This is a genomic window from Gordonia sp. NPDC003376, from assembly GCF_053589235.1.
The window spans coordinates 24,930-49,558 of sequence record NZ_JBSFRM010000019.1 but is presented as its reverse complement, the minus strand read 5'-3'; the positions used below and the strand labels follow the sequence as shown (position 1 = coordinate 49,558).

21 protein-coding genes and 1 riboswitch are annotated in these 24,629 nt (G+C 68.5%); of the genes, 12 read left to right on the top strand and 9 right to left on the bottom strand.

Translation table 11 applies throughout. The annotated features are described in order from the left end of the window. Nucleotides 1–77: 77 nt before the first annotated feature. The 8 genes from secA2 to gcvP all read left to right on the top strand — a co-directional run bounded on the left by secA2 (nucleotide 78) and on the right by gcvP (nucleotide 10,004). Nucleotides 78–2,561 carry an accessory Sec system translocase SecA2 gene (gene secA2 / locus ACWDUA_RS18070; protein ID WP_449752382.1) on the top strand — a complete coding sequence of 828 codons (2,484 nt, stop codon included), beginning with the start codon at nucleotides 78–80 and terminating at the stop codon, nucleotides 2,559–2,561. Nucleotides 2,562–2,575: 14 nt separating this feature from the next. Continuing rightward, on the top strand, nucleotides 2,576–3,202 hold the full coding sequence (locus tag ACWDUA_RS18065) for a CDP-alcohol phosphatidyltransferase family protein (RefSeq protein ID WP_449752437.1): 627 nt from the start codon (nucleotides 2,576–2,578) through the stop codon (nucleotides 3,200–3,202). Nucleotides 3,203–3,250: 48 nt separating this feature from the next. Next, on the top strand, nucleotides 3,251–3,655 hold the full coding sequence (gene gcvH / locus ACWDUA_RS18060; protein WP_449752381.1) for a glycine cleavage system protein GcvH: 405 nt from the start codon (nucleotides 3,251–3,253) through the stop codon (nucleotides 3,653–3,655). Nucleotides 3,656–3,929: 274 nt separating this feature from the next. Continuing rightward, nucleotides 3,930–4,373 carry a glycogen accumulation regulator GarA gene (garA, locus tag ACWDUA_RS18055; protein WP_449752436.1) on the top strand — a complete coding sequence of 148 codons (444 nt, stop codon included), beginning with the start codon at nucleotides 3,930–3,932 and terminating at the stop codon, nucleotides 4,371–4,373. A gap of 44 nt (nucleotides 4,374–4,417) precedes the next feature. Continuing rightward, nucleotides 4,418–5,104, top strand: a complete 687-nt coding sequence (gene ftsR, locus ACWDUA_RS18050; protein WP_449752380.1) for a transcriptional regulator FtsR — start codon at nucleotides 4,418–4,420, stop codon at nucleotides 5,102–5,104. An 84-nt stretch (nucleotides 5,105–5,188) separates the two neighbouring features. Further along, nucleotides 5,189–5,674, top strand: a complete 486-nt coding sequence (locus tag ACWDUA_RS18045; protein ID WP_449752379.1) for a bifunctional nuclease family protein — start codon at nucleotides 5,189–5,191, stop codon at nucleotides 5,672–5,674. Between the two features lie 395 nt (nucleotides 5,675–6,069). Further along, a complete protein-coding gene (locus ACWDUA_RS18040; protein ID WP_449752378.1) occupies nucleotides 6,070–6,693 on the top strand; it encodes a MerR family transcriptional regulator in 624 nt (207 codons plus the stop codon). A gap of 102 nt (nucleotides 6,694–6,795) precedes the next feature. Then, nucleotides 6,796–6,908, top strand: a riboswitch (glycine riboswitch). A gap of 177 nt (nucleotides 6,909–7,085) precedes the next feature. Further along, nucleotides 7,086–10,004, top strand: a complete 2,919-nt coding sequence (gene gcvP / locus ACWDUA_RS18035) for an aminomethyl-transferring glycine dehydrogenase (RefSeq protein ID WP_449752377.1) — start codon at nucleotides 7,086–7,088, stop codon at nucleotides 10,002–10,004. Nucleotides 10,005–10,164: 160 nt separating this feature from the next. On the opposite strand, the gene ACWDUA_RS18030 is transcribed toward gcvP, so the two are convergent. From ACWDUA_RS18030 to ACWDUA_RS17990, 9 genes are all read right to left on the bottom strand, one after another. After that, nucleotides 10,165–11,352, bottom strand: a complete 1,188-nt coding sequence (locus ACWDUA_RS18030; RefSeq protein WP_449752376.1) for a hypothetical protein — start codon at nucleotides 11,350–11,352, stop codon at nucleotides 10,165–10,167. Nucleotides 11,353–11,436: 84 nt separating this feature from the next. Then, nucleotides 11,437–13,659 carry a malate synthase G gene (locus ACWDUA_RS18025; RefSeq protein ID WP_449752375.1) on the bottom strand — a complete coding sequence of 741 codons (2,223 nt, stop codon included), beginning with the start codon at nucleotides 13,657–13,659 and terminating at the stop codon, nucleotides 11,437–11,439. Between the two features lie 121 nt (nucleotides 13,660–13,780). Continuing rightward, nucleotides 13,781–14,677: a 3-methyladenine DNA glycosylase gene (locus ACWDUA_RS18020; RefSeq protein WP_449752374.1), complete on the bottom strand. Its 897-nt coding sequence runs from the start codon at nucleotides 14,675–14,677 to the stop codon at nucleotides 13,781–13,783. Next, entirely contained in the window at nucleotides 14,674–15,756 is a 1,083-nt protein-coding gene (locus ACWDUA_RS18015; protein WP_449752373.1) for a hemolysin family protein, read from the bottom strand. Before ACWDUA_RS18015 ends, ACWDUA_RS18020 begins: the two co-directional genes overlap by 4 nt. Beyond that, nucleotides 15,753–17,180 carry a hemolysin family protein gene (locus ACWDUA_RS18010; protein WP_449752435.1) on the bottom strand — a complete coding sequence of 476 codons (1,428 nt, stop codon included), beginning with the start codon at nucleotides 17,178–17,180 and terminating at the stop codon, nucleotides 15,753–15,755. The genes ACWDUA_RS18015 and ACWDUA_RS18010 overlap by 4 nt, the downstream gene beginning before the upstream one ends. 10 nt (nucleotides 17,181–17,190) lie before the next feature. Further along, nucleotides 17,191–18,624 carry a GMP reductase gene (guaB1, locus tag ACWDUA_RS18005; RefSeq protein ID WP_449752372.1) on the bottom strand — a complete coding sequence of 478 codons (1,434 nt, stop codon included), beginning with the start codon at nucleotides 18,622–18,624 and terminating at the stop codon, nucleotides 17,191–17,193. A gap of 82 nt (nucleotides 18,625–18,706) precedes the next feature. After that, nucleotides 18,707–20,164 carry an NADP-dependent phosphogluconate dehydrogenase gene (gndA, locus tag ACWDUA_RS18000; protein WP_449752371.1) on the bottom strand — a complete coding sequence of 486 codons (1,458 nt, stop codon included), beginning with the start codon at nucleotides 20,162–20,164 and terminating at the stop codon, nucleotides 18,707–18,709. A 100-nt stretch (nucleotides 20,165–20,264) separates the two neighbouring features. Then, nucleotides 20,265–21,218, bottom strand: coding sequence for a M56 family metallopeptidase (locus ACWDUA_RS17995; RefSeq protein WP_449752370.1), 954 nt, complete (start codon nucleotides 21,216–21,218; stop codon nucleotides 20,265–20,267). A 103-nt stretch (nucleotides 21,219–21,321) separates the two neighbouring features. Then, nucleotides 21,322–21,720, bottom strand: coding sequence for a BlaI/MecI/CopY family transcriptional regulator (locus ACWDUA_RS17990; RefSeq protein WP_449752369.1), 399 nt, complete (start codon nucleotides 21,718–21,720; stop codon nucleotides 21,322–21,324). 383 nt (nucleotides 21,721–22,103) lie between these two features. Here ACWDUA_RS17990 and ACWDUA_RS17985 point away from each other — a divergent pair, with 383 nt between their 5' ends. The 4 genes from ACWDUA_RS17985 (at nucleotide 22,104) to ACWDUA_RS17970 (ending at nucleotide 24,628) form a co-directional block, all read left to right on the top strand. Beyond that, nucleotides 22,104–22,529, top strand: coding sequence for a PaaI family thioesterase (locus ACWDUA_RS17985; protein WP_449752368.1), 426 nt, complete (start codon nucleotides 22,104–22,106; stop codon nucleotides 22,527–22,529). Next, nucleotides 22,526–23,785, top strand: coding sequence for a DUF6986 family protein (locus ACWDUA_RS17980; RefSeq protein WP_449752367.1), 1,260 nt, complete (start codon nucleotides 22,526–22,528; stop codon nucleotides 23,783–23,785). Before ACWDUA_RS17985 ends, ACWDUA_RS17980 begins: the two co-directional genes overlap by 4 nt. A gap of 130 nt (nucleotides 23,786–23,915) precedes the next feature. Next, entirely contained in the window at nucleotides 23,916–24,218 is a 303-nt protein-coding gene (locus ACWDUA_RS17975; protein WP_449752366.1) for an urease subunit gamma, read from the top strand. A gap of 80 nt (nucleotides 24,219–24,298) precedes the next feature. Continuing rightward, nucleotides 24,299–24,628, top strand: coding sequence for an urease subunit beta (locus ACWDUA_RS17970; protein ID WP_449752365.1), 330 nt, complete (start codon nucleotides 24,299–24,301; stop codon nucleotides 24,626–24,628). The last annotated feature ends 1 nt before the right edge of the window (nucleotide 24,629 follow it).

Genomic DNA, 24,629 nt, shown 5'->3' with positions numbered 1-24,629 from the left:
GGGACACCCGGTGCGCAGCAGCCGCGTACCGTGGAGGCGATTCGGTCCCGGAACCAAACTGTCAGGAGAAGCGCTCGGTGGGAAAGCTGACCAACAGCATGTGGCGGTTGCTGGGAGCCCAGAGCTCGCGCAACCAGTCGAAGTCGATCGGCCTCATCAAGGACGCGGGAACCCATACCGACTGGGCAGCCGGACTCGACGAGGCCGACTTCCGGTCCGAGGCGGAGAAGCTCGACATCGGTTCCGATGCCGGTGACCGCGCGAAGTTCCTGGCGCTTGCCCGCGAGGCGGCCGACCGCAGTCTCGGTCTGCGCCCGTTCGACGTCCAGCTGCAGGGCGCCCTTCGAATGCTCGAAGGTGACGTGGTCGAGATGGCCACCGGCGAGGGCAAGACGCTCGTCGGCGCGATCGCGGCCGTCGGTCACGTCCTCGAAGGCCACCAGGTGCACGTCATCTCGGTCAACGACTATCTCGCGACCCGCGATGCCGAGTGGATGGCACCGCTGTTCGCGGCGTTCGGGATCACCGTGTCGGCGGTGTCGGAGAATTCCACGCGCGCCGAGCGTAACCGCGCCTACGTCGGTGACGTCACCTATGGCTCGGTCAACGAGATCGGCTTCGACGTGCTGCGTGACCAGCTGGTGTTGTCGGAGGACCAACTCGTCTCGCCGACACCGGATGTCGCGATCATCGACGAGGCCGATTCGGTCCTCGTCGACGAGGCGCTGATCCCGCTGGTGCTCGCCGGGTCGACCGACGCCGAGGTCCCCGACCAGGCCATCCACGACGTGGTGTCGCGGATGAAGAACAAGCATTTCGACGTCGACGTCGACGGTCGCAACGTCTCGCTCACCGACGAGGGCGCGGCCTTCGTCGAGGAGGAGCTCGGCGGGATCAACCTCTACGACGAGGAACACGTCGGCACCACCCTGGTGCATGTCAATGTCGCGATGCACGCCCACCACCTGCTCGAACGCGACGTGCACTACATCGTCCGCGACGGTGGCGTACACCTGATCAACGCCTCCCGCGGGCGCGTCGCCCAGTTGCAGCGCTGGCCCGACGGCATGCAGGCGGCCGTCGAGCTCAAGGAGGGACTCGCCCAGACCGACGGCGGCGAGATGATCGACACCATCACCGTGCAGGCACTGATCGGCCGATACCCCGTCGTGTGCGGCATGACCGGCACCGCGATCGCGGCCGGCGAGCAGCTCCGACAGTTCTACGAGCTGCGTGTCTCGCAGATCCCGCCGAACACCCCCAACGTCCGCCAGGACCTGACCGACCGCGTCTACGACACCAAGGCCAACAAGGTCGAAGCCGTCGTCGCCTACGTCAAGGAGGTGCACGAGACCGGGCAGCCGGTGCTGATCGGCACCCACGACGTCGCCGAGTCGGAGGAACTCGCCTACTTCCTGGAGAAGGCGGACGTGCCCTGCGTCGTCCTCAACGCGAAGAACGACGCCGAGGAGGCCAAGATCATCGCCGAGGCCGGCGCGAAGAACGCGGTCACCGTCTCCACCCAGATGGCCGGTCGCGGCACCGACATCCGGCTCGGCGGCTCCGCGGACGACGAGACCGCCCGCGAGGAGATCCTCGAACTCGGCGGGCTCTGCGTCGTGGGCACGGGCCGTCACGACACCGAGCGCCTCGACAACCAGTTACGTGGCCGCGCCGGTCGTCAGGGCGACCCCGGGCAGTCGGTCTTCTTCAGCAGCCTCGAGGACCCTGTGGTCACCCGCAACCTGTCGTTCAAGCGTGACCCGGTGTCGCAGTCGCCCGATGGATCGATGGGGGCCAAGGGCATCGACCTGATCGAACAGGCCCAGCGGGTCGCCGAGGGTGTCATGCTCGAGTTGCATGCCAACACGTGGCGGTACAACAAGCTGGTCAACCAGCAGCGCGAGATCGTCGTCAAGCGCCGGATGGAGTTGCTGCGCACCGACGCGGGGATCGACGAACTGAAAGACCTCGAGGCCGGCCGGTACGCCGAACTGATCGGGGAACGCAAGTCCCGGAACGACTCTGACGCCCCCGATGGCGACGCGGCGGAGACGGACGGGGCGAAGCCCGACGGCGACGCCGAGGGAACCCGGCCCGGTGGTGCCGACACCAGCGCTGCCGACACAGGCGCTGCTGACACCGGCGCCGAAACCGTTGCAGCAGAAGAGAAGTGGATTCCGGTAGAACCGGTGCCCGCCGACGTGCTGGCGCAGGTCGCCCGCGAGATCATGCTGTACCACCTCGACCGCGAGTGGGCCGACCACCTGTCCTTCGTCTCCGACGTCCGGGCCAGTATCCACCTGCGCGCGATCGGTCGCGAGAGTCCGCTCGACGAGTTCCACCGGCTGATCCTCGAAGAGTTCGGCGAACTGCCGCAGCGCGCGATCGAGAAGTCGCGCAAGACTTTCCGTGAGGCCACCATCACCGCGGACGGTATCGACCTGGGTGCCTCCGACATGCATCGCTCGACGCAGACCTGGACCTACATGGTCCACGACAATCTGTTCTCGTCGGGTGGCGCCAAGACGCTACAGGGCATCATCGGCATCTTCCGGTGATGTCCGGACCGGGCATGGCAGGGGAGCAGTCGCCGGAGCGGACGTCGGACGCCACGCCCGGCGACCGAATCCTGACGGTGCCCAACGCGTTGAGCGTCATGCGACTCGCGCTGATCCCGGTTTTCGTGTGGCTGGTGCTCTTCGAGAAATCGGACGGCTGGGCGGTCGTGGTGCTGTTCGTCTCCGGCGTCTCCGACTGGCTGGACGGCAAACTGGCGCGGCTGCTCGACCAGTCGTCGCGTATCGGCGAGTTGCTCGACCCGGCCGCCGACCGCCTCTACGTCATCGTCATCCCGATCTGCTTCGGACTGCGGGACATCGTGCCGTGGTGGCTGATCGGGGTGATCATCGCCCGCGACGTCCTGCTGTTCGCCACGGCGCCACTGTTGCGATCCCGCGGCCTGCTCGCGTTGCCGGTGCTGTACGTCGGCAAGGCCGCGACCTTCGCGCTGATGAGTGCTTTCCCGTGGCTGCTCGCGGGGCAGCTCGATTCGGTCGTCGGGACGATCTGCTATCCGATCGGTTGGGCCTTCCTCGTCTGGGGTGTCGGGATGTACGTGTGGTCGTTCGTGTTGTATTGGGCCCAGACGCTTCTGGTGATCCGTCACATGCCGCCCGTGCCCCGCGTGCCGGTGGGCTGAACCGGAATCCATGTCCTAGAGTCTCGAACGACAGAAAGGGGCACACCCGTGACAGAGACCAACGTGCCGCACGAACTCACCTACACCCCCGAACACGAGTGGGTGACCCGCACCTCGCCGACCACGGTGCGGGTGGGGATCACCGACTACGCCCAGGACGCCCTGGGCGACGTCGTGTTCGTCCAGCTGCCCGAGGTGGGGTCCGACGTCGAGGCCGGAGAGTCCTTCGCCGAGGTCGAGTCCACGAAGAGTGTCTCCGACATCTTCGGACCGCTCAACGGGACCATCTCGGCGGTCAACGACGAACTGGAATCGACCCCCGATCTGGTCAACTCGGAGCCCTACGGTGCCGGCTGGCTCGTCGAGATCTCGGTGGACGAGCCGGGCGTCCTGGACGCCGAGCTCGCCGATCTGCTCGACGCCGACGGATACCGACAGGTCATCGAGGGCTGACCGGCACGACGGCTTCACGGCACAGCCACAATCGGCCCCCAACGCGGGTGGCGACACGGACCGGACGGTTATGATCAGGGCGTGTCATCGTCGAGCCTTCCCCGCAGGGAACGGCCCGACGATCGGTAGGTTGGATCGTGAGCGGCGGCGCGGGGTCTCCATGTGAAACCCGGTGGCGTTGAGTCGGCTCCGACGCACTACCCCGACGGACCCACGGTCGTGACCGTGGGGGACCCGTGCACCACGACAGAGCACTGCGGACGACGAAGGAGAGATAGTGAGCGACAACGACAAGGACTTCGAGGCGCCGGTGGAGACGACATCGGTCTTCCGCGAAGAGTTCATCAACGAACTCGACGCGGGCGCGGTGACCTCGAGTGAGCCTGCCGACACCGGGGTCGAGCGACTCTCGCCCGGAACGGCATTGCTTGTCGTCAAGCGTGGCCCGAACGCCGGCTCGCGGTTCCTGCTCGACCAGCCGACCACCTCCGCCGGCCGGCACCCCGACAGCGACATCTTCCTCGACGACGTCACCGTCAGCCGTCGGCACGCCGAGTTCCGGGTCGCCGACAACCAGTTCCAGGTGGTCGACGTGGGCAGCCTCAACGGCACCTACGTCAACCGCGAGCCGGTCGACACCGCCCACCTCAGCAACGGCGACGAGGTCCAGATCGGCAAGTTCCGACTCGTGTTCCTCAGCGGTCCCTCGGGTTCCTGACGAACGTGCCGGCAACCGCAGCGGGACAGCGCGGCGAGGGATCGATGTCGATCGGATCGGTCCTCGCGTTGCTGCGCGAGGAGTTCCCCGACATCTCGATCTCCAAGATCCGATTCCTCGAATCCGAAGGCCTGATCAGCCCCGAACGGGCCCCCTCGGGGTACCGGCGGTTCAGCACCGCCGACTGTGAGCGATTGCGCTTCGTGCTGACCGCACAACGTGACCGCTACCTCCCGCTGAAGGTCATCAAAGAACAACTCGACGCCATCGACGGGGGGGCTGGGGGAACGTCCTCGGGCAACACCCGGCTCCTCGCGTCGGCACGCGGCACCGTGGCCCCGGCCACCGATTTCGGAACCCGAGGAGACCGCGTGTCCCGCGAATCGCTGATCGAACGCACCGGTGTGGAGGCGGCGTTCGTCACCGAATTGCAGCGCAACGGTCTGCTCACCCCGGGACCCGCCGGCTTCTTCGACGAAGACGCCATCCGGCTCGTCGAGGCCGCCGCGGCGCTCGCCGCCTACGGCGTGGAGACCCGGCACCTGCGGGCGTTCAAGGTGTCGGCCGACCGCGAGGCGGGCCTGGTCGCACAGATCGCCAGCCCCATCGCCAAGGGACGTGGCACCGGCGCCCGCGACCGCGCCGAAGAACTCGTGCGAGAGATCGCCGCGCTGTCGGTGACCCTGCACACCCAGCTCGTCAAGGCCGCCGTGCGCGACGTCCTCGATTGAGTTCCCACGCTCATCACCGCGACCCTTCGCGGTGTAGCGTCGAATGCATCCCGATTGATCGTCTGACGTCCCTGGAGGTGCTTGATGAGCGAGATGCGCGTGGTCGGCATTCGGGTCGAACCGCCCCAGAGTCAGCCGGTCCTGCTGCTGCGTGAGGTGGACGGTGCACGCTACCTCCCCATCTGGATCGGACAAAGTGAAGCCGCGTCGATCGCCTTGCGGCAGAAGGGGATCGAACCGCCGCGGCCCCTCACGCACGATCTGATCGTCAACCTGATCGAGGAATTCGGTCAGACCCTCGTCGAGGTCCGCATCGTCGACATGCAAGAGGGCACCTTCTACGCCGAGATGATCTTCGCCAACGATCTGCGGATCTCGGCACGGCCATCGGACTCGATCGCCGTCGCCATGCGCGCCGAGGTCCCCATCACCGCCGACGAGGAGGTCCTCGCCGAAGCCGGTCTGCTCATCCCCGACGAGGAAGAGAGCGAGACCCCGGACGAGAAAGAAGACGAAGTCGAGAAGTTCAAGGAATTCCTCGACAACGTCTCCCCGGACGACTTTGTGTGAAGGTGCTCGACCGCTTCGTGGAGCCGGAGTTTGATTGTCCGGCGAGCCGGTGCTTGATAGTCCGGCGGACGCCTGCGCGCCCTCAACGCTCGGGTCTTCCCTCGTCGCGGCGACGCTGACAGGCTCGCGGCGTCGCTCCTCGGTCCAGACCCGAGCCGCGCGCTTGGCTCCACCGGGTTGATAACGATTCGGCATTAGCTCGAGTTGAGGTTGAGGGTTTGGGTGTGTCGCGTTGATCCCGCCCCGTCGGCCGAATACCGTCGCAGTCGATCGTCGGCGGACCACCGCGACGACAAGGACATGAACCAGCCCGGGAGCGCGTACCCTTGACCACGAACAGTGGCCGACGGACGACGTGCGCGTCGGGTCGGTCAAGAGGTGGCGAGGAGTCTGCAGTGGGCGATCAGCCGTTTGACGACGATGCGAAGTCCGAGGACCACGACGGACCGCAACGAACGGCGACCCAGGGGACCCTCGAGGAGATCATTCCCGGGCTGTTTCCCAACGACACCGTCCCCGACGAGCTCGTCGGGTACCGCGGGCCGAGTGCCTGCCAGATCGCGGGCATCACCTACCGTCAGCTCGACTACTGGGCCCGCACCTCACTGGTCGTCCCGTCCATCCGGGGCGCGGCCGGTTCCGGCAGCCAGCGGCTGTACTCCTTCAAGGACATCCTGGTCCTGAAGATCGTCAAGCGCCTGCTCGACACCGGGATCTCGTTGCAGAACATCCGCGTCGCCGTCGACCACCTGCGCAAGCGCGGCGTCGAGGACCTCGCCCGGATCACCCTGTTCTCGGACGGGACCACCGTCTACGAGTGCACTTCGGCCGAAGAGGTCGTCGACCTCTTGCAGGGAGGGCAGGGGGTTTTTGGGATAGCGGTCAGCGGAGCGATGCGTGAGCTGACCGGCACGATCTCTGATTTCCCCGGTGAGCGTGCCGACGGCGGTGTCACCGAATCCGCTCCCGAGGACGAACTCGCCGCCCGCCGGAAGAACCGCACCCGTCGCACCGGCTAGCTTCTCGCCCGGGATCGGCGCGTTCGGAGATGTAGCGCCGGACACACTCGGCGCCGACGATGATCGAGATCGGCCTATCGAACGGTAGAATCACGAGTGCGTCGCTGCACTGCGGGAGAGCGTCGCCGCCGGGAACTCGCGTCCCGGCCGGGCGGCCGCCGAAGGAGCAACACCTCCTCGTCAAACTCTCAGGCACCCAGGACCGTGGTGTCGACGGCGTCTCTGGAAAGTGACGAGTGAGCTCGTCCGCCCACGGTGAAAGGTGCGTGTGTCGCCGACGACACGCGCACCGAATCTCTCAGGCGCCGATCGGATCACGATCCGATGGCATGACAGAGGGGGAGGACGAGCCCGATCCGTGGATGCACGGATCCTGCGAGAGGTCGCGCCCCATGTCCCTGATCCCCGGATCCCCCTCGTCGGGTTCCCCGACCGTCGACTCCGTCGCGTTCGTCGACCGCCATGTCGGGCCCGACGCCGACGAGACCGCACGGATCCTCTCGACCCTCGGGGTGGCGTCCCTCGACGAGCTCGCCGCCCGCGTCGTCCCCGCGGTGATCGCCGACGATCCTGCCGACACCGGGTTGTCGGCACTGCCCGCACCGCGCACCGAACACGGGGTGCTCGCCGAACTCGCCGAGCTCGCATCGCGGAACACGGTGCGCCGCTCCATGATCGGCCTCGGCTACTACGACACGCTGACCCCGCCGGTCATCCTCCGCAACGTGCTGGAGAACCCCGCCTGGTACACCGCCTACACGCCGTACCAGCCCGAGATCAGCCAGGGTCGCCTCGAGGCACTGCTGAACTTCCAGACCATGATCGCCGATCTCACCGGACTCGAGATCGCCAATGCGTCGATGCTCGACGAGGCCACCGCCGCCGCAGAGGCCATGACCCTCATGCGACGGGCGGGCAAGTCCACATCGGCGCGCCTCGTCGTCGACGCCGACCTCTTCCCCCAGACCCGCGCACTCATCGAGACCCGCGCCGAGCCGCTCGGCATCGAGATCGTCGAGGCGGCACTGCACCCCGGTCTTCCCGGTACCGGTCTGCCGGACGGCGAGTACTTCGGCGTGATCATGCAGACCCCCGGCGCCTCGGGACGCATCCTCGACGTCGCGCCCGTCGTCGAGGCGGCACACGCGGCCGGTGCGCTCGTCGCGGTGGGTGCCGATCTGCTCGCGCTGACCCTGATCACCCCGCCCGGTGAACAGGGTGCCGACATCGCCTTCGGCACCTCGCAGCGGTTCGGTGTGCCGATGGGCTTCGGGGGACCGCACGCCGGCTACCTGGCCGTGCACACCAAGCACGCCCGGCAGATGCCCGGCCGCCTGGTCGGTGTGTCCAAGGACGTCGACGACAACCTCGCCTACCGACTGGCCCTGCAGACCCGGGAACAGCACATCCGCCGCGAGAAGGCCACGAGCAACATCTGTACCGCGCAGGTGCTGCTGGCGATCATCGCCGCGATGTACGCCGCCTACCACGGCCCGGCCGGGCTGCGCGCCATCGCACGCCGCGTCCACGACCGTGCGGCGCTGCTGGCCAACAGCCTCACCGCTGCCGGTTTCGCGGTGAAGTCGGCCACCTTCTTCGACACCATCACGGTGCGCACCGAAGGCCGAGCCACCCACTACGTGACCGCCGCACGACGAGCCGGATTCAACCTGTGGCAGGTCGACGAGGACACGCTGCACATCGCATGCGACGAGACCACCACCCCCGCCGACATCGACGCGCTGCTCGGGGCGTTCAGTGCCGCCGGCGTGGTGCCCAAGGAGTTCGCACAGCCCATCGAGACCCGCGCGAGTGAGTACCTGACGCACCCCGCGTTCAACCGGTACCGCACCGAGACGTCGATGCTCCGATACCTTCGGGCCTTGTCCGACAAGGACATCGCGCTCGACCGCAGCATGATCCCGCTCGGCTCGTGCACCATGAAGCTCAACGCCACCGCCGAGATGGAACCCATCACGTGGCGCGAGTTCGCCGGATTGCATCCCTTCGCACCCGCCGAGGACACCGCAGGCATCCGCGAGATGATCGCGCGGGTCGAGTCGTGGCTGGTGACCATCACCGGCTACGACCGGATCAGTCTGCAGCCCAACGCCGGATCCCAGGGCGAGTACGCCGGCCTGCTGGCCATCCGTCATTACCACCACAGCCGCGGCGACAGCCGGCGCGATGTCTGCCTGATCCCGTCCAGTGCACACGGCACCAACGCGGCGTCGGCGGCGATGGCCGGGATGCGCGTGGTGGTGGTCGGCTGCCGAGAGAACGGTGACGTCGACGTCGACGACCTGCGCGCCAAGATCGCCGACCACGGCGGGCGACTGGCCGCGATCATGATCACCTACCCGTCCACCCACGGCGTCTTCGAGCACGACATCCGCGACATCTGCGCGGCCGTGCACGATGCCGGCGGACAGGTCTACGTCGACGGTGCCAACCTCAACGCCCTCGTCGGGGTGGCGCGACCGGGCCGCTTCGGCGGCGACGTCAGCCACCTGAATCTGCACAAGACCTTCTGCATCCCGCACGGTGGGGGCGGCCCCGGCGTCGGCCCGGTGGCGGTACGCAGCCACCTCGCCCCGTTCCTGCCCGGGCATCCGCTCGCCCCGGAACTGTCCGGCGACATCACCATCTCCGCGGCACCCTACGGCTCCGCGTCGATCCTGCCGATCACCTATGCCTATATCGCGATGATGGGGGCCCAGGGACTGCGGCGGGCCACCCTCACCGCGATCGCCTCGGCCAACTACATCGCCCGCCGCCTCGGCGAGTACTTCCCGGTGCTCTACACCGGACACGAGGGCGTCGAGAGCGGCACCGACGGCGATGGGTGGGTGGCCCACGAGTGCATCCTCGACCTGCGCGGGCTCACCAAGGCCACCGGCGTCACCGTCGACGACGTGGCAAAGCGGTTGGCCGACTACGGATTCCACGCACCTACGATGAGTTTCCCGGTGGCCGGAACGTTGATGGTGGAGCCCACCGAGAGCGAGAACCTCGACGAACTGGACGCCTTCTGCGACGCGATGATCTCCATCCGCGCCGAGATCGACGAGGTCGCCAAGGGCACGTGGCCCGCCGACGACAACCCGCTGCACGGTGCCCCGCACACCGCGGAATGCCTGGTCGGGGAGTGGGATCACGCCTACTCTCGCGAGGTCGCGGTGTATCCGCAGGGTCTGCCGTCGGCCGGTGCCCGGGCCAAGGTGTGGCCGTCGGTGCGTCGGATCGACGGCACCTACGGCGATCGCAACCTGGTGTGCAGCTGCCCGCCGATCGAGGCATTCGCCGAGTGACGCCCGGTATCGGTCGCGGCTGAGACGACGAGAGTGGCCCCGGGAGGAATCCACGGGGCCACTCTCGTGTCCGCACATTCTCATGTCCGCACATTCTCATGTCCGCACGTGCCGGAGGTGTCCGACGGTGCCCTTGTGCGCCGAGTGGTCCGGCGGGCGGTCAGCTCGCGGGGCCGAACACCAGCCGGTTGATGTCGACGACCGCGGCGGTCTCCGGGCTGGCCATCGGATTGGGCGTCACCGGGAAGGTCACGGTCGGGGTCTTCACCGGCATCGGGGCGTCACCGCGGAATCCGAGTGCGGTCAGCACGGCGAGGTGATCGGGCTCCTCGGCGAACCGGAAGAAGTCGGCGACCGCGGTGGCCGCATACTCCGGTACCTGGTCACCGGTGAGCTTCAGGAACGGGTAGTCGGCCAGCGGCGTCGGACCCGATGGCAGGACCTCGGCGAGTTTCGCGGTGGTGTCGGCCTTGGTCAGCTGGAACAGGCGCTGCTCGGTGATCGGGACCGCGTGGATGGGGGCCGCCTTGGCGTCGGCGGCGTCGGCGATCGCAGTGGCAGCCCCGACCGGGGTGCCGTCCGGTGACCGGGGCGCGGCCTCGGTGAGCGCACCGATACCCGCGGCGACACCCTTCGACGACGCGTCGACGGCGGTCAGCACCCCCGTGGTCCGGGTGATCCGCATCGCGACCGCCTGCGCGGCGAGCGCCGAGGCGTCCGACTGGGCACCGGTCGGCATCGCCATCCGCAGCGAACCCCAGCCGCGCAGACCGAACTCGGTCAGCGAGTCGTCGCGGCGGGCGAGGGTGGGCAGTTGCGCCCAGTCGAGCTTCCCGGTGAGCTGCGCACCGAGTTCGGGAGAGGTGGCCAGCACCACCGGTGAGGTGACCAGCGACTCCGGGGTGCCGTCGACGACCGATGGTCTCGCGGTGACCAGATCCGCCGCCCACACCGACGACTGCGGTATCCACGCCGCCGGATACTGGCCGTTGGCCTGCGGATCCCAGGTGCCGGCGAGGCCCTCGAGGGTGATCTTGGCGTCGCCCGGGCGGACGGCGATCGTGATGCAGTGATCGCGGATCACCGGGTGGGTCTCGGAGTAGGACTTCGCGATCGCCGAGAGGCCCTCGGCGATGTCGGGGTCGGCGATGATCGCCACCGTCGCGGCCCCCTTCCCGCAGGAGGCGGCTGCGGCGTCGCCCTCGCGGCCGACGTGATCGCCGACCTGGAGCCACACCACGACGCTGGAGGCGACGAGCAGTACGGCGAGCAGCATGAAGACGAGCCCCCTGCTCACCCCCCGACGGCGAAGAGAATTCTTGCCATCGGCGACGCGATGATGTGCCACCCGGCCCCTCCGTTAGCGTGCGGTTACACACGATCGCCGGTCCGTGCCCGGGCGGTACCCGTACACGGACCGGCGATCGTCACCTCATGCCTGGGCCGCGGCCTTGAACTCGCGGCGGCGACGATGAAGGATCGGCTCAGTGTAACCACTGGGCTGAGTCGTGCCGTTCAGGATGAGCTCCTTGGCGGCCTGCCACGCGATGTTGGTGTCGAAATCGGGGGCCATCGGCCGGTACTCGGCGTCGCCGGCATTCTGCCGGTCCACCACCGGTGCCATCCGCTTGAGCGCCTCGACCACCTGATCCTCGGTGACGATGCCGTGGCGAATCCAATTGGCCAGCAGCTGGCTGGAGATACGCAGGGTGGCCCGGTCCTCCATCAGCGCGATGTCGTGGATGTCGGGCACCTTCGAGCAGCCGACGCCGTGATCGATCCAGCGCACCACGTAGCCGAGGATCGACTGGCAGTTGTTGTCGAGCTCCTCCTGCTTCTCGGCATCGGACCAGTCGGTCGAGGCGGCCAGCGGGATGGTCAGGATGTCGTCGACCGAGGCGGGCTTGCGCTTGGCGATCTCGTCCTGGCGCTCGAACACGTCCACCAGGTGGTAGTGCGTGGCGTGCAGGGTGGCTGCGGTCGGCGACGGCACCCACGCGGTGGTGGCGCCGGCGCGCGGCTGGCCGATCTTCTGCTCGACCATGTCGGCCATGAGATCGGTCATCGCCCACATGCCCTTACCGATCTGCGCCTTGTGCTGCAGACCGGCCGCCAGGCCGGTGTCGACGTTGAAGTCCTCATAGGCGGCGATCCACTTCTGCTGCTTCATCGCACCCTTGCGGCACATCGCCCCGGCCTCCATGGAGGTGTGGATCTCGTCGCCGGTGCGGTCGAGGAAGCCGGTGTTGATGAACACCACACGGTCGGTCGCGGCCTTGATCGCGGCCTTGAGGTTCACCGTGGTGCGGCGCTCCTCGTCCATGATGCCCACCTTGAGGGTGTTCTCCGGCAGACCGAGCACCTTCTCGACCCGACCGAACAGCTCGGCGGTGAACGCGACCTCGTCGGGGCCGTGCATCTTGGGCTTGACGATGTAGATCGAGCCGGTGCGCGAGTTCTGCAGACCCTCCGTTGCGACTCCCAGGCCACTGGCCTCGGCGCCCGCGGCGGCCAGCCCGTGCATACCGGCCAGCGAGGTGACCAGGGCGTCGATGATGCCCTCGGGGATCTCGTTGCCCTCGGCGTCCAGGATGGCCGGGTTGGTCATCAGGTGACCGACGTTGCGGACGAACAGCAGAGACCGGCCGTGCAGGTCGAACTCGGCGCCGTCGGCGGCGGTGTAGACGCGGTTGGCGTTGAGGGTGCGGGTGAAGGTCTTGCCGCCCTTGCTGACCTCTTCGGCCAGATCACCCTTGTTCAGGCCCAGCCAGTTGCGGTAGCCGAGCACCTTGTCGTCGGCGTCGACCGCGGCGACCGAGTCCTCGAAGTCCATGATCGTGGTGATCGCCGACTCCATCACGACATCCTTGATGCCGGCCGGATCGGTCGAACCGATCGGCGACGTCGGGTCGATCTCGATGTCGAGGTGGAGCCCGTTGTGGCGCAGCAGCACCGAGCTCGGCGAGGCCGGCTCACCCCGGTACCCGGCGAACACCGACGGGTCGGCGAGGGCGACGGTGGTGCCACCGGTCACGCTCACCTGCAGGGTGCCGTCGACGACGGCGAAACCGGTGACGTCGGTGTAGCTGCCCGACTCCAGCGGCACGGCCTTGTCCAGGAAGTCCTTCGCATAGGCGATGACCTTGTCGCCGCGGACCTTGTTGTACGAGCGTCCCTTCTCCGCGCCGTCGGTCTCGGGGATGACGTCGGTGCCGTAGAGGGCGTCGTACAGCGAACCCCAGCGGGCGTTGGACGCGTTGAGTGCGAAGCGTGCGTTCAGGATCGGCACCACGAGCTGCGGGCCGGCGGTCTCGGCGATCTCGGAATCGACGTTCTGGGTGCCGATCTGGAAGTCCTCGGGAACCGGCACCAGGTAGCCGATCTCGGTGAGGAACGACTTGTACTCGGCGCACACCGCGGGATCGCCGAAGTCGGCGCCGTCGTGCGCACGGTGCCACTCGTCGACCTTGGTCTGGAGTTCGTCGCGGACGGTCAGCAGCGCCTTGTTCTTGGGGGCCAGGTCTTTGATGACGGCGGCGGCACCCGACCAGAAAGCATCTTTGTCTACACCGGTGCCGGGCAGCGCCTCGTCGTTGATGAAGTCGTAGAGCACGGGGGCGATCTGCAAGCCGTCGACGGTGATCCGGTCGGACATGTGAGCCTTTCTACGTGGGTTCGTGGCGCCGGGCACACCACCCCGAAGGGCATCGTCGCCGGTCACGGAACCCGTGATGGGTCTGGCAGCCGTCCATGTTACTCGCCGGGAGGGTCTTCCCTCAGCGGGCGGGCGGGTCGTGGACGACCGCGGTGAGCTGGGTGATCCGGTGCAGGATCTCCGCACGGAGGCGAGTGCCGCGCTCGGCGAGCGCGGACTGTTCGCGGACGTAGCGGGCGCGGCCCGCCGACGTCTCCACCGGAACCGGTTCGTAACCGAGTTTCCGCAGGTCATAGGGGCTGGCGCGCATGTCGAGGTCTCGGGCGTCGCGGGCCAACTCGAACGCGTCCAGGGTGAGGGACGCATCCAGTAGGGGTGTCAGTGTGAAACACGCCCGGTACAGGTCCATTGTGGCATGCAGGCAGCCGGGCTGATCACGCCGGAGTCGGTCGGCGGGCGTCAGGTCCAGTTCGTTGCGGGGTCGGGCGTCGTCGGTGAAGAACCGGAATGCGTCGAAGTGTGTGCAGCGCAGCGGCATCGATTCCACCACGGCGTCGGTTCCGGCCGCTCCGAGCCGGAGCGGGAGGTCGTGGCGGGTCTCGTCGGTGTGGTAGACCATCGCCCACTCGTGCAACCCGAAACAGCCCAGTCGCGGGGTGCGTCCCGCCGTCGCCGAGAGCAGGGCGGACGTGGTCGTCAGTGCCCGCGACCGGCTCGCCAGGAACGCCGGGTCGACGGTGACCCCGGCGTCGATGCGGTGATACCCGCGGGTGCGCAGGAAGTCGGCGGTCGCGGTATCGGGGCCGGCGAGAACCACACCGAATCCGGGGTGCCAGCGCCGGATGTGTGAGGGGCGCGACGAATAGTAGGTGAACAGGAAGTCCAGCACCGGATGCCGGGCACCGATGCGCCGGGCCTGCAGATACGGGCCGATCAGCTGCTCGACCCGGTCGGTGTGGGCGGCGCGACGGGCGGTCCAGTCGTCGACGGTGACGGCGACCGGTTCGGTGGTGGTCACTCGGCCACTCGATGTGTCTCGTCGCGGACGGTGCCGACGAACTCCTCGACCAGGTCGGCGAGGGCGACGATCCCGACGGTCCGGCCGGTGCCGTCGACCACCGCACCCAGATGCGAGCTGGTGCGGCGCAGGGTTCCGGTGGCCTCGTCGAGTGGGGTGTCGTCGGCGATCACCGGCAGCGGCCGCACCTGATCGACCCCGATGATCGAATCCGGTCCGATGGTCTCGTCGAGGATGTCGTCGAGCACGTCTTTGAGATGCAGATAGCCGGTGTAGGTCCCGTCCGGTCCGCGGACCGGGAAGCGGGAGAAGCCGGTGTCGGTGACCGCTCGTTCCACTGCACCCAGACTCGGGCCGCTGCCGCCGGTCACCGGGTCGCGTTCGACGTCGACGCTGCGCATCCGGTCGAGCGGGATCAGCACCTCGGCCACGGTGCGGTTCACCGACCGCAGCGCCCGGTTCAGCCGGGCATGCTCCTCGGCGTCGATCAACCCTTCCTCGCGGGACTCACCGAGCATCTGGGCCAGCTCGACCGGGGACACCGTCGAGTCCAGCTCGTCCTTCGGTTCCACCCGCAGCGCCCGCAGGGTGAGGTTGGCCAGCAGGTTGTAGAACGAGATCAGTGGACGCGCGACCTTGATGAACGCCAGATGCACCGGCACCATCAGCATCGCCGCACGCTCCGGCCCGGCGAGTGCGATGTTCTTCGGGACCATCTCACCGAGCAGGATGTGCAGCACCGCGACCAGGCTCAACGCGATCGCGAACGCCACCGGGTGCAGCAGTCCGGCGGGCAGATGCGCCAGATGCAGCGGCCGTTCGATGAGATGGGCCACTGCCGGTTCGCCGACCCGGCCGAGCAGGATCGAACAGATGGTGATGCCCAGCTGTGCCCCCGCGAGCATCAGCGACAGGTGTTCACCGGCGTGGATCACGGTGCGGGCCCGGGTCTTGCCTTCGTCGGCCAGCGCCTCCAGCCGATCTCGGCGTGCCGAGATCAGCGAGAACTCGGCGCCGACGAAGAACGCATTGCCCGCGAGCAATGCCACGGTCAGGACGACACCCCCGACGTCGCTCATCGGCCCGGCTCCTCGTCGGTCTGGTCCCCTTCGGTCGGATCCTCGTCGGGGACCGGCTGCAGGGACACCACGTCCACGCGGCGGCCGTCCATCCGGGTGACGGTCGCCCGCCAGCGCCGTTCGGCGTCGGGGTCGGTGGAGTCGGTGTCGTCGGGTTCCTCGTCGTCGGTGACGTCGATCGGCGTGCGGGTCGGCAGGTCGACGGTGTCGCCGACCTCCGGGATGCGGCCGAGGACGAACATCACGAGTCCACCGAGGGTGTCGTAGGAGCCGTCGGGCGCTCGATAGCCGGTGGCCTCGGCGACCTCGTCGGTGCGCAGCAGGCCCGAGCAGAGGAACCCGTCGCCGTCGACCTGCACGTCCGGGTACTCGTCGTCGTGTTCGTCGGTCACGTCACCGAGGATCTCCTCGATGAGGTCCTCGGTGGTGACGATGCCGGCGGCCCCGCCGTACTCGTCGATGACGACGCACAGCTGCATGCCGTCGGCGCGGATGCGATCCATCAGGGCGTCGCCGTCGAGGCTGGTGGGGACCCTCGGCACGGGACGGGCGATCTCGGCGACCGATGTGGTGGCCTGCCGGTCCGGGGCGACGGTGAATGCCTGCTTGATGTGCACCACGCCGACCAACTCGTCGAGGTCGCCGTGGCCGACCACCGGGAAACGGGAGTGCCCGGTGCGGGCGCAGGTGACGACGAGATCGCGGACGGTGTCCTCGACGTCGAGCGATTCCACCCGCACCCGCGGGGTCATCAGGTCCTCGGCGGTCAGTTCGCCGAACCGCAGCGACCGATCGACGAGGGTCGCGGTGTCGGCGTCGATGGCACCCTGCCGTGCGGAGTTGCGGACCAGCGACGCGAGTTCCTGCGGGGAGCGACCCGACCGCAGCTCTTCGGCGGGTTCTATGCCCATCCGCCGGACCACCCAGTTCGCGGTGCCGTTGAGTCCGTTGATCACCGGCGTGAACACCGTGGAGAAGATCGTCATCGGGCCGGCCGTCGCACGAGCCGCGGCCAGCGGATGGGCGATCGCGAGGTTCTTGGGCACCAGTTCACCGAGCACCATCGACAACGACGTCGCGATGATCAGGGCCAGCGCGAGCGAGATCCCGGCCGCGGTGGAGGCGCCGAGACCGATCGCCTCGAGTCCCGGCGTGATGAGACTCGCCAGCACCGGTTCGGCGATATAACCGGTGATCAGGGTGGTGATGGTGATGCCGAGCTGCGCGCCCGACAGCTGGAACGACAAACTCCGGTGGGCCCGCTGGACCATCCGGGACCGCCGGTCACCGCGTGCGGTGACGTCGGCGTCGACGGCCGACCGTTCCAGCGCGGTGAGAGAGAACTCGGCAGCGACGAACAGGGCGGTGCCCAGGGTCAGTGCGACGAATCCGATCAGGCCGGCGATGTAGAGAACGATCTCCACCATCGGGCGGTCACCACCCACCCGGGAGGGGACGGCCCTCGGCGAATCCGGCCGGGGACTGCACACCGAGTACCACCCGATCGTGCAGCTCGGCCAGAGTGCGCGCGCCGGTGTAGGTCGCGGTGCTGCGGACGCCGGAGCAGATGTGGTCCACCAGGTCCTCGACGCTGGGACGTTCCGGATCGAGCGGGATGCGGGACGACGAGATGCCCTCCTCGAACAGGCTCTTGCGGGCGCGGTCATAGGCGGTGTCCGACGACGCCCGCGCGACCACCGCGCGCTTGGAGGCCATTCCGAAGCTCACCTTGTATTCGCCGTGGGCATCACGCATCAGGTCGCCGGGGGACTCGAAGGTACCGGCGAACCACGAGCCGATCATGACGTTCGACGCCCCTGCGGCCAAGGCGAGTGCCACGTCCCGGGGATGCCGAACACCGCCGTCGGCCCAGACGTGCGCGCCGTGTTCGCGTGCAGCGGCCGCGCAGTCGGCGACCGCGGAGAACTGCGGCCGGCCGACACCGGTCATCATCCGCGTGGTGCACATCGCGCCCGGCCCCACCCCCACCTTGACGATCGTGGCGCCGACCGCGATCAGATCGAGGGTGCCCTCGGCCGACACCACGTTGCCGGCCACGATGGGCACCCCCAGATCGGCATCGGCGACCGCGGCGACCGCACGCAGCATGCGGTCCTGATGGCCGTGGGCGGTGTCGACGACGAGGATGTCGGCGCCGGCGTCGACGAGCCCGCGGGCCTTGGTGGCGACGTCGCCGTTGATGCCGACCGCGGCGCCGATCCGCAGGTGACCGTCGGCGTCGAGATTGGGTCGGTACACACCGTGCCGGAGCGCCCCGACGCGCGTCAGGACGCCCGCGAGGGTGCCGTCGGGGTGGGTGAGGACCGCGAGATCCTGATGGACATCGGTGAGCGCGTCGAAGACGTCGCGGGACGCGGTGTCGACGGGCAGGACGATCACCGCCGGATCCAGCACCGCCCGCACCCGGGCGAAGCGGTCGACGTCGGCGCAGGCCTGTTCGGTGACCACACCGATCGGGATGCCGCCGTCGACGACCACCGCGGCGCCGTGGGCGCGCTTGTGCAGCAGGGCCAGGGCATCGGAGACCGAGTCCTCGGGGGTCAGCGTGACCGGGGTGTCGGCAACGAGGTGCCGGGACTTGACGAAGGCGATCGATTCCACGACGGCCGACAGCGGCAGGTCCTGGGGGAGAACGGCCAGCCCTCCGCGGCGGGCCAGGGTCTCGGCCATCCGCTTGCCGGTCACCGACGTCATGTTGGCCGCGACCAGCGGGATCGTCGCCCCCGACCCGTCGGACGTGGACAGGTCGACGTCGAACCTGGAGGTGACATCGGACCGGGACGGTACGACGAACACGTCACTGTATGTGAGGTCGTGCGGGGGTTGATGGCCGGTGATGAAACGCACGGGTGCGTCGGGCTCCTGTCGGTTGGGGTTCGTGGTGGGGCGTGGTCACCGCCGGTCGGTGGCCACGCCCCACCGGGGACCGTTACTGCTCGACCTCGGTGCGATCGCCGCTCCAGAGGGTGTGGAACGTGCCGGGCTTGTCCACACGCTGGTAGGTGTGTGCGCCGAAGAAGTCGCGCAGACCCTGGGTCAGCGCCGCCGGGAGACGGTCGCTCCGCAGGCCGTCGTAGTACGACAACGACGAGGCGAAGGCCGGTACCGGTACGCCCATGGTGGTGGCGGTGGCCACCACGCGACGCCAGCTGTCCACACCGGACTCCACGGCCTCGCGGAAGTAGGGGTCGAGGAGCAGGCTCGGGAGCTTCGGGTTCTCGGCGTAGGCCTCACGGATGCGGTTGAGGAACTGGGCGCGGATGATGCAGCCGCCCCGCCAGATGGTGGCCAGCGAGCCGGGGTCGACGTCCCAGCCGTACTCGGCGCTCCCGGCGGCGATCTGGTCGAAGCCCTGGGCGTAGGCGACCACCTTGGACGCATACAGCGCGGCCCGGATGTCGTCGATGAAGGTCGCCTTGTCGGTGGGCGCGGTGCCCGGGGTGCCTCCGGCCAGTCCGCGCGCGGCGACACGTTGCTCGGTGGAGCTCGACAGCGCGCGCGCGAACACGGCCTCGGCGATGCCGGTGACCGGGATGCCGAGGTCGAGGGCGGACTTCACCGTCCAGCGTCCGGTGCCCTTCTGGCCGGCGGCGTCGACGACGACGTCCACCAGCGGCTGGCCGGTCTCGGCGTCGACCTGTGCGAGGACCTGTGCGGTGATCTCGACGAGGTAGCTCTCCAGATCGCCGGTGTTCCAGCCGGCGAAGACCTCACCGATCTCGGCGGCGGGAAGGTCGAGGACACGCCGCATGAGGTCGTAGGCCTCGCCGATCAGCTGCATGTCGGCGTATTCGATGCCGTTGTGCACCATCTTGACGAAGTGGCCGCTGCCGTCCGGGCCGATGTGGGTGCAGCATGGGGTGCCGTCGACCTTTGCCGAGATCGACTCGAGCAGCGGGCCGAGCGACTCGTAGGACTTGGCCGGGCCGCCGGGCATGATCGACGGGCCGTTGAGGGCGCCTTCCTCGCCACCGGAGATGCCGGCGCCGACGAAGTGCAGGGTGCGCTCGGCCATCGCCTTCTCGCGCCGGATCGTGTCGGTGTACAGCGAGTTGCCGCCGTCGATGATGATGTCGCCGGGCTCCATCGCATCGGCGAGCTCGTTGATCACCGCATCGGTGGCGTCGCCGGCCTTGACCATGATCAGCACACGGCGCGGACGTTCGAGCGCCTCGATGAACTCGGCGATGCTCTCGGTACGGACGAAGGAGCCCTCGTCACCGTGGTCGGCGAGGAGGGCGTCGGTCTTGGCGACACTGCGGTTGTGCAGTGCGACGGTATAGCCGTGTCGGGCGAAGTTGCGGGCGATGTTCGATCCCATGACGGCCAGTCCGGTCACGCCGATCTGGGCCTTTGCGGTCGAGGAACTCGAGGCGGCAGTAGTCATGGGACAAGACTATGGGGTCGGGCTGACGCGCGAGTACTCGACATCGAGGTGCCCCGGGGACAGGTCGCCCACGGGGTCGGCGGCTCGAATGAGCGCGCACTCACGATGGGCCGGTGAGCAGGCGGGAGATCTCGGTGAGCCAGGGGATCGCGACGGCCAGGGTCGGGACCACCAGGATCGTCACGGCGACGGTGTAGGCGGTGGCGGCGAGCAGTCGGGTCGGGCGGTCGTGGCGCAGGCGTTGGACCCGGGCCAGGGTGGTCGGGCCGCCAACTGCCATCGCGCCCCGCGGTGCGGTGGCGTCGGCACAGGCGACGAGTGCGCGCCCGAGCGTGGTCGGCGCGGTGGCCCGGACGGCCTGGTCGTCGGCGAGGGCCTCGACGAGCAGTATCACGGCCCCGAGCGCCGACTGACTCCGGACGAATCGGGGGAATGCCTCGTGCAGGGCGATGAAGGCCTCGAGAACCAGATCGTGCCGCGCGCGCAGGTGGGCACGTTCGTGGGCGATCACCGCGATCAGTTCGTCGCGGGACAGGCGGGCGACGACGCCTTCGCTCAGCACCACCCGCTGCCGCAGACCGGGCAGACAGTAGGCCAGGGGCTCTTGGACCCCGAGCATCCGGATGTCGCGTGCGAACAGGGGATGGGAGTGATCCGAGCGGTCGCAGTTGTCCAGGATGTCGATCAACTGGCGATGGTTGGCTCGTCGCGCCCGGGTGCGCACACCGACGCGGATGACGGTGAAGAACAGTCGGGCCCCGACCAGCAGGGTGAGTGCGAAGACGCCGACGTACAGACACCACAGCGGGAGACCCAGGCGCTCGATCTCGTGCAGCGGATGCGTCGTCGGGGTTCCGTCACTGCCCGGGGCGAGCAGATTGGCGGCGATGGCCAGACCGCAGCTGAACGCCGAGAGCACCGCGGCGAGAGCGATCGCCTGCCACAGGGTCATCGCGGCGCGCGGGGCCCGGATCGGCCACTCGGCCCGCGACAGTGCCTCGGCGACAGGACCGACCAACAGCAAGGTCAGGATGCCGAATAGCAGGGCGGTCATCGTTGGCTGTCCTCGCGGGGGTCGGGCTGTGGGCGGGTCGGGCTGTGTGCTGTCAGGGAGTGCCGTCGGGGTGACGTGGACTCAACCGGTTCTGATGGTGAATCTAACCGGTTTCGGCGGCGCCGCGTGCGGCTTCGAGTTCATCGAGTGCGTGACGAAGTGCGGCGGCCTCGTCGGCACCGACCCGTCCGACGAACGACACGAGTGCCGCATGCCGCGATCCCGGGGCGTCTGCCTCGCTCAACGCGTCCACCATCAAGGACGCGACGAGATCCTCGCGCGGGTGTGTGGGGACATAGGTGTGTGCCCGATCCTCGCGGATCTGGGTGACCAGGTTCTTCTTGGCCAACCGCTGCAGCACGGTCATCACGGTGGTGTAGGCGAGAGATCGACTCTCGGACAACGTCGCATGGACCTGGCGGACCGTCTGCGGGGTCGGACTGGCCCACAGGGTGTCCATCACTGCCCGCTCCAGGTCTCCCAATCCGTTCATCTTTCGCATTTTACTGCCGATTCTCCTCGATGCCGCATCCGCCACATCTTCCGTGCGTGGCGGTCGGCTCCTGTGCCGGGTCGTTGTGTCTTCTCGTGGTATCTGACGTGCAGTTATGTCGTTCTATTCCCATCCTGCTTGACAGGATTGGTAAGGCTAGCCTACATTAATCCTCGTTGGACCGCGCGAGAGTCCTGAGGGCTGCAGAGACCCCCGGTCCACGCACCGATAGGCCCCATGTCCCCAACGGGACATGGGGCCTATCGGTTCCCCTCGGGTCCTTTCTGGGCCTTCCTGCTCCTGGATCGAACGGTGCGCCACAGGTGGCAGTCCGATCTGACACCTGCCGCCCTTGACTGTCTCCGTGCCGCAGGTCGTGTCACGCTAGTCGCATGGCAGTGAACACAGATGAATTCGTGAAGACCTCGGGGACCGTGGGCTTCGATGCGGAACTCGGCACCGTGGTGCAGTCGGTGAACGCCGACGAGATGATCGCCACCATCGAGCTCGATCCGAAGCTGCATCAGCCGTTCGGCATCGTCCACGGAGGCGTGTACTGCGCGCTCGCGGAGTCGGTGGCGAGCATGAGCGCGTTCTATTGGTTGCAGGACACCGGCATCGGTGGGCACGCCGTGGGCGTCAACAACAGCACCGACTTCCTGCGCTCGGTCTCCGAGGGCACGATCACCGCCAGGTCCACCCCGATCCATCGGGGTCGCCGACAGCAGCTGTGGCAGGTCGACATGACCGGTGACGACGGTCGGCTGGTCGCTCGCAGCCAGGTTCGTCTGCAGAATCTCGAGGCCCCGGCAGAGTGACGACCGACCGAGTCGACCCCGAGCGAGAACTCACGCCGGCGGTGCGCGCGGCGATCGAGGACGTCCTGGGCCCCGTCGACAGCGACCTCGATCACTGGTTCCCCGGCGACCGCCCGGAACCGCAGCCGGTGCACACGGTCTACGTCGGCGCCGCCGACGCCGACGTCGACACCCCGCAGCGCTGGGGAGCGGCGGCGCTCGAGCTCGCCGACACCGCACCCGCCTTCGCCGACCTCGCCGACGACGAGGTCCGCGCGATCGTTCGCGCCCGACTGTTGGGCAATCCCATCGAGGATCTCCGGATCGACCTCGAGGACGGCTACGGGTGGCGCGGCGACGAGCGGGAGGATGCCGACGCCCGCCGGGCGGGGCAGACCCTCGCCGCGTGGACGACGCGCCGGCCCCACAGTCCGCGCATCGCCGGTGTGCGGGCGAAGGGGCTGGGGGCCGTCGAACGCGCCCGTGGGCTGCGCACGCTGGAGCTCGTCCTCGACGCGGCCGGTGGGATCCCGGACGGCTTCGTGGTGACCGTCCCGAAGCTGCGTGATGCCCGCCAGATCGACGCGGTCAACCTGATCTGTGCCGAGTTCGAACGCGTTCACGGGGTCGCCGACGGTTCGCTGCGGGTGGAGTTGCAGATCGAGATCCCGCAGGCGGTCCTCGGGCCCGACGGCCGGGCCACGGTGGCCGAGGCGATCCACCGCGGGGCACCACGCGTCGTCGGGCTGCACTACGGGACCTACGACTACAGCGCAGCATGCGGCATCGTCTCCGCGCAGCAATCGCTCGAACATCCCGTCGCCGACCATGCCAAGGCCGTCATGCAGGCGGCCGCTGCACAGACCGGGGTGTGGATCAGCGACGGCTCCACCCAGGTGATGCCGACGGGCACCGCCGAGCAGATCGACAGTGCCGTGCGCCGCCACCACCGACTCGTCACCCGCTCCCTCCAGCGTGGCTTCTACCAGGGCTGGGACATGCATCCGGGACATCTGGTCACCCGATGGCTCGCGGTCACCGGGTTCTTCCGCGCGGCCATGCCGACCGCGGCGAGCAGACTGCAGTCCTACTTTGACCGGCAGTCCGGTGACGTCGTCGACGAGCCGGCCACGGCGATGTCGCTGGCCGGGGTGATCCGCCGGGGTCTGGCCGCCGGGGCGTTCACGGCGACCGAGGTGGAGACGGTCGGACCGGCCTGCACCGCGGCGCGGCTGGCCGAGCTCACCGCCGGCGGAGGCGCGCTGATCACTCCTTGACATCCCGCCGCGTGGTGACCGACACGGCTCGTCGCTCGCCGCGCCGGGGCCCTCGGACCGTGGCAGGATGACAGACCCGGCACCCGTGTTGGTGCCGGGTCTGCGTGTCGAATGACGAAGAGAGGGTCCGGTGCGACTGTCGCCGCATGAACAGGAACGTCTGCTGATCTCCTACGCCGCCGAACTGGCGCGCCGTCGGCAGGCCCGCGGCCTCGAGCTCAACCACCCCGAGGCGGTGGCGGTGATCACCGATCACGTCCTCGAGGGTGCCCGTGACGGCCGATCGGTGGCCGAACTGATGACCAGTGGCCGTGAGGTCCTGACCCGCGACGACGTCATGCCCGGTATCCCGGAGATGCTGCACGACGTGCAGGTCGAGGCGACCTTCCCGGACGGCACCAAGTTGGTCACCGTGCACAACCCGATCGGGTGACCGGCGGCGCCCCGAACCGGATCGCCGCCGAACCGAAGTCGCACAAGTCAGCCGAGCAGACGAGAAGGACAGAAGGCCACATGTCGGAGAAGACGTCGGCGGTGATACCGGGCGAGGTGATCGCCGCCGAGGGCACCATCGAACTCAACCAGGGTGCCGAGACCATCGAACTCACGGTGGTCAACACCGGTGACCGACCGGTGCAGGTGGGCAGCCACGTGCACTTCCCCCAGTCGAACCCCGCCCTCGACTTCGACCGCGCCGCCGCTCGCGGCCGCCGCCTCGACATCGCCGCGGGCACCGCGGTGCGCTTCGAACCGGGGATCGCGATGACGGTGACCCTGGTACCGCTCGGCGGTACTCGTGAGGTGCACGGCATCTCCCTCGACGCTCCCGGAAGGATCGACTGAC

What these genes read in the sequence shown, in the direction of transcription:
- ACWDUA_RS18065 (WP_449752437.1), top strand. Translation starts at nt 2,576, where the DNA reads ATGGCAGGGGAGCAGTCGCCGGAGCGGACGTCGGACGCCACGCCCGGC.
- ftsR (WP_449752380.1), top strand. Translation starts at nt 4,418, where the DNA reads ATGTCGATCGGATCGGTCCTCGCGTTGCTGCGCGAGGAGTTCCCCGAC.
- ACWDUA_RS18045 (WP_449752379.1), top strand. Translation starts at nt 5,189, where the DNA reads ATGAGCGAGATGCGCGTGGTCGGCATTCGGGTCGAACCGCCCCAGAGT.
- gcvP (WP_449752377.1), top strand. Translation starts at nt 7,086, where the DNA reads ATGTCCCTGATCCCCGGATCCCCCTCGTCGGGTTCCCCGACCGTCGAC.
- ACWDUA_RS18025 (WP_449752375.1), bottom strand. Translation starts at nt 13,659, where the DNA reads ATGTCCGACCGGATCACCGTCGACGGCTTGCAGATCGCCCCCGTGCTC.
- ACWDUA_RS18015 (WP_449752373.1), bottom strand. Translation starts at nt 15,756, where the DNA reads ATGAGCGACGTCGGGGGTGTCGTCCTGACCGTGGCATTGCTCGCGGGC.
- gndA (WP_449752371.1), bottom strand. Translation starts at nt 20,164, where the DNA reads ATGACTACTGCCGCCTCGAGTTCCTCGACCGCAAAGGCCCAGATCGGC.
- ACWDUA_RS17995 (WP_449752370.1), bottom strand. Translation starts at nt 21,218, where the DNA reads ATGACCGCCCTGCTATTCGGCATCCTGACCTTGCTGTTGGTCGGTCCT.
- ACWDUA_RS17990 (WP_449752369.1), bottom strand. Translation starts at nt 21,720, where the DNA reads ATGCGAAAGATGAACGGATTGGGAGACCTGGAGCGGGCAGTGATGGAC.
- ACWDUA_RS17985 (WP_449752368.1), top strand. Translation starts at nt 22,104, where the DNA reads ATGGCAGTGAACACAGATGAATTCGTGAAGACCTCGGGGACCGTGGGC.
- ACWDUA_RS17970 (WP_449752365.1), top strand. Translation starts at nt 24,299, where the DNA reads ATGTCGGAGAAGACGTCGGCGGTGATACCGGGCGAGGTGATCGCCGCC.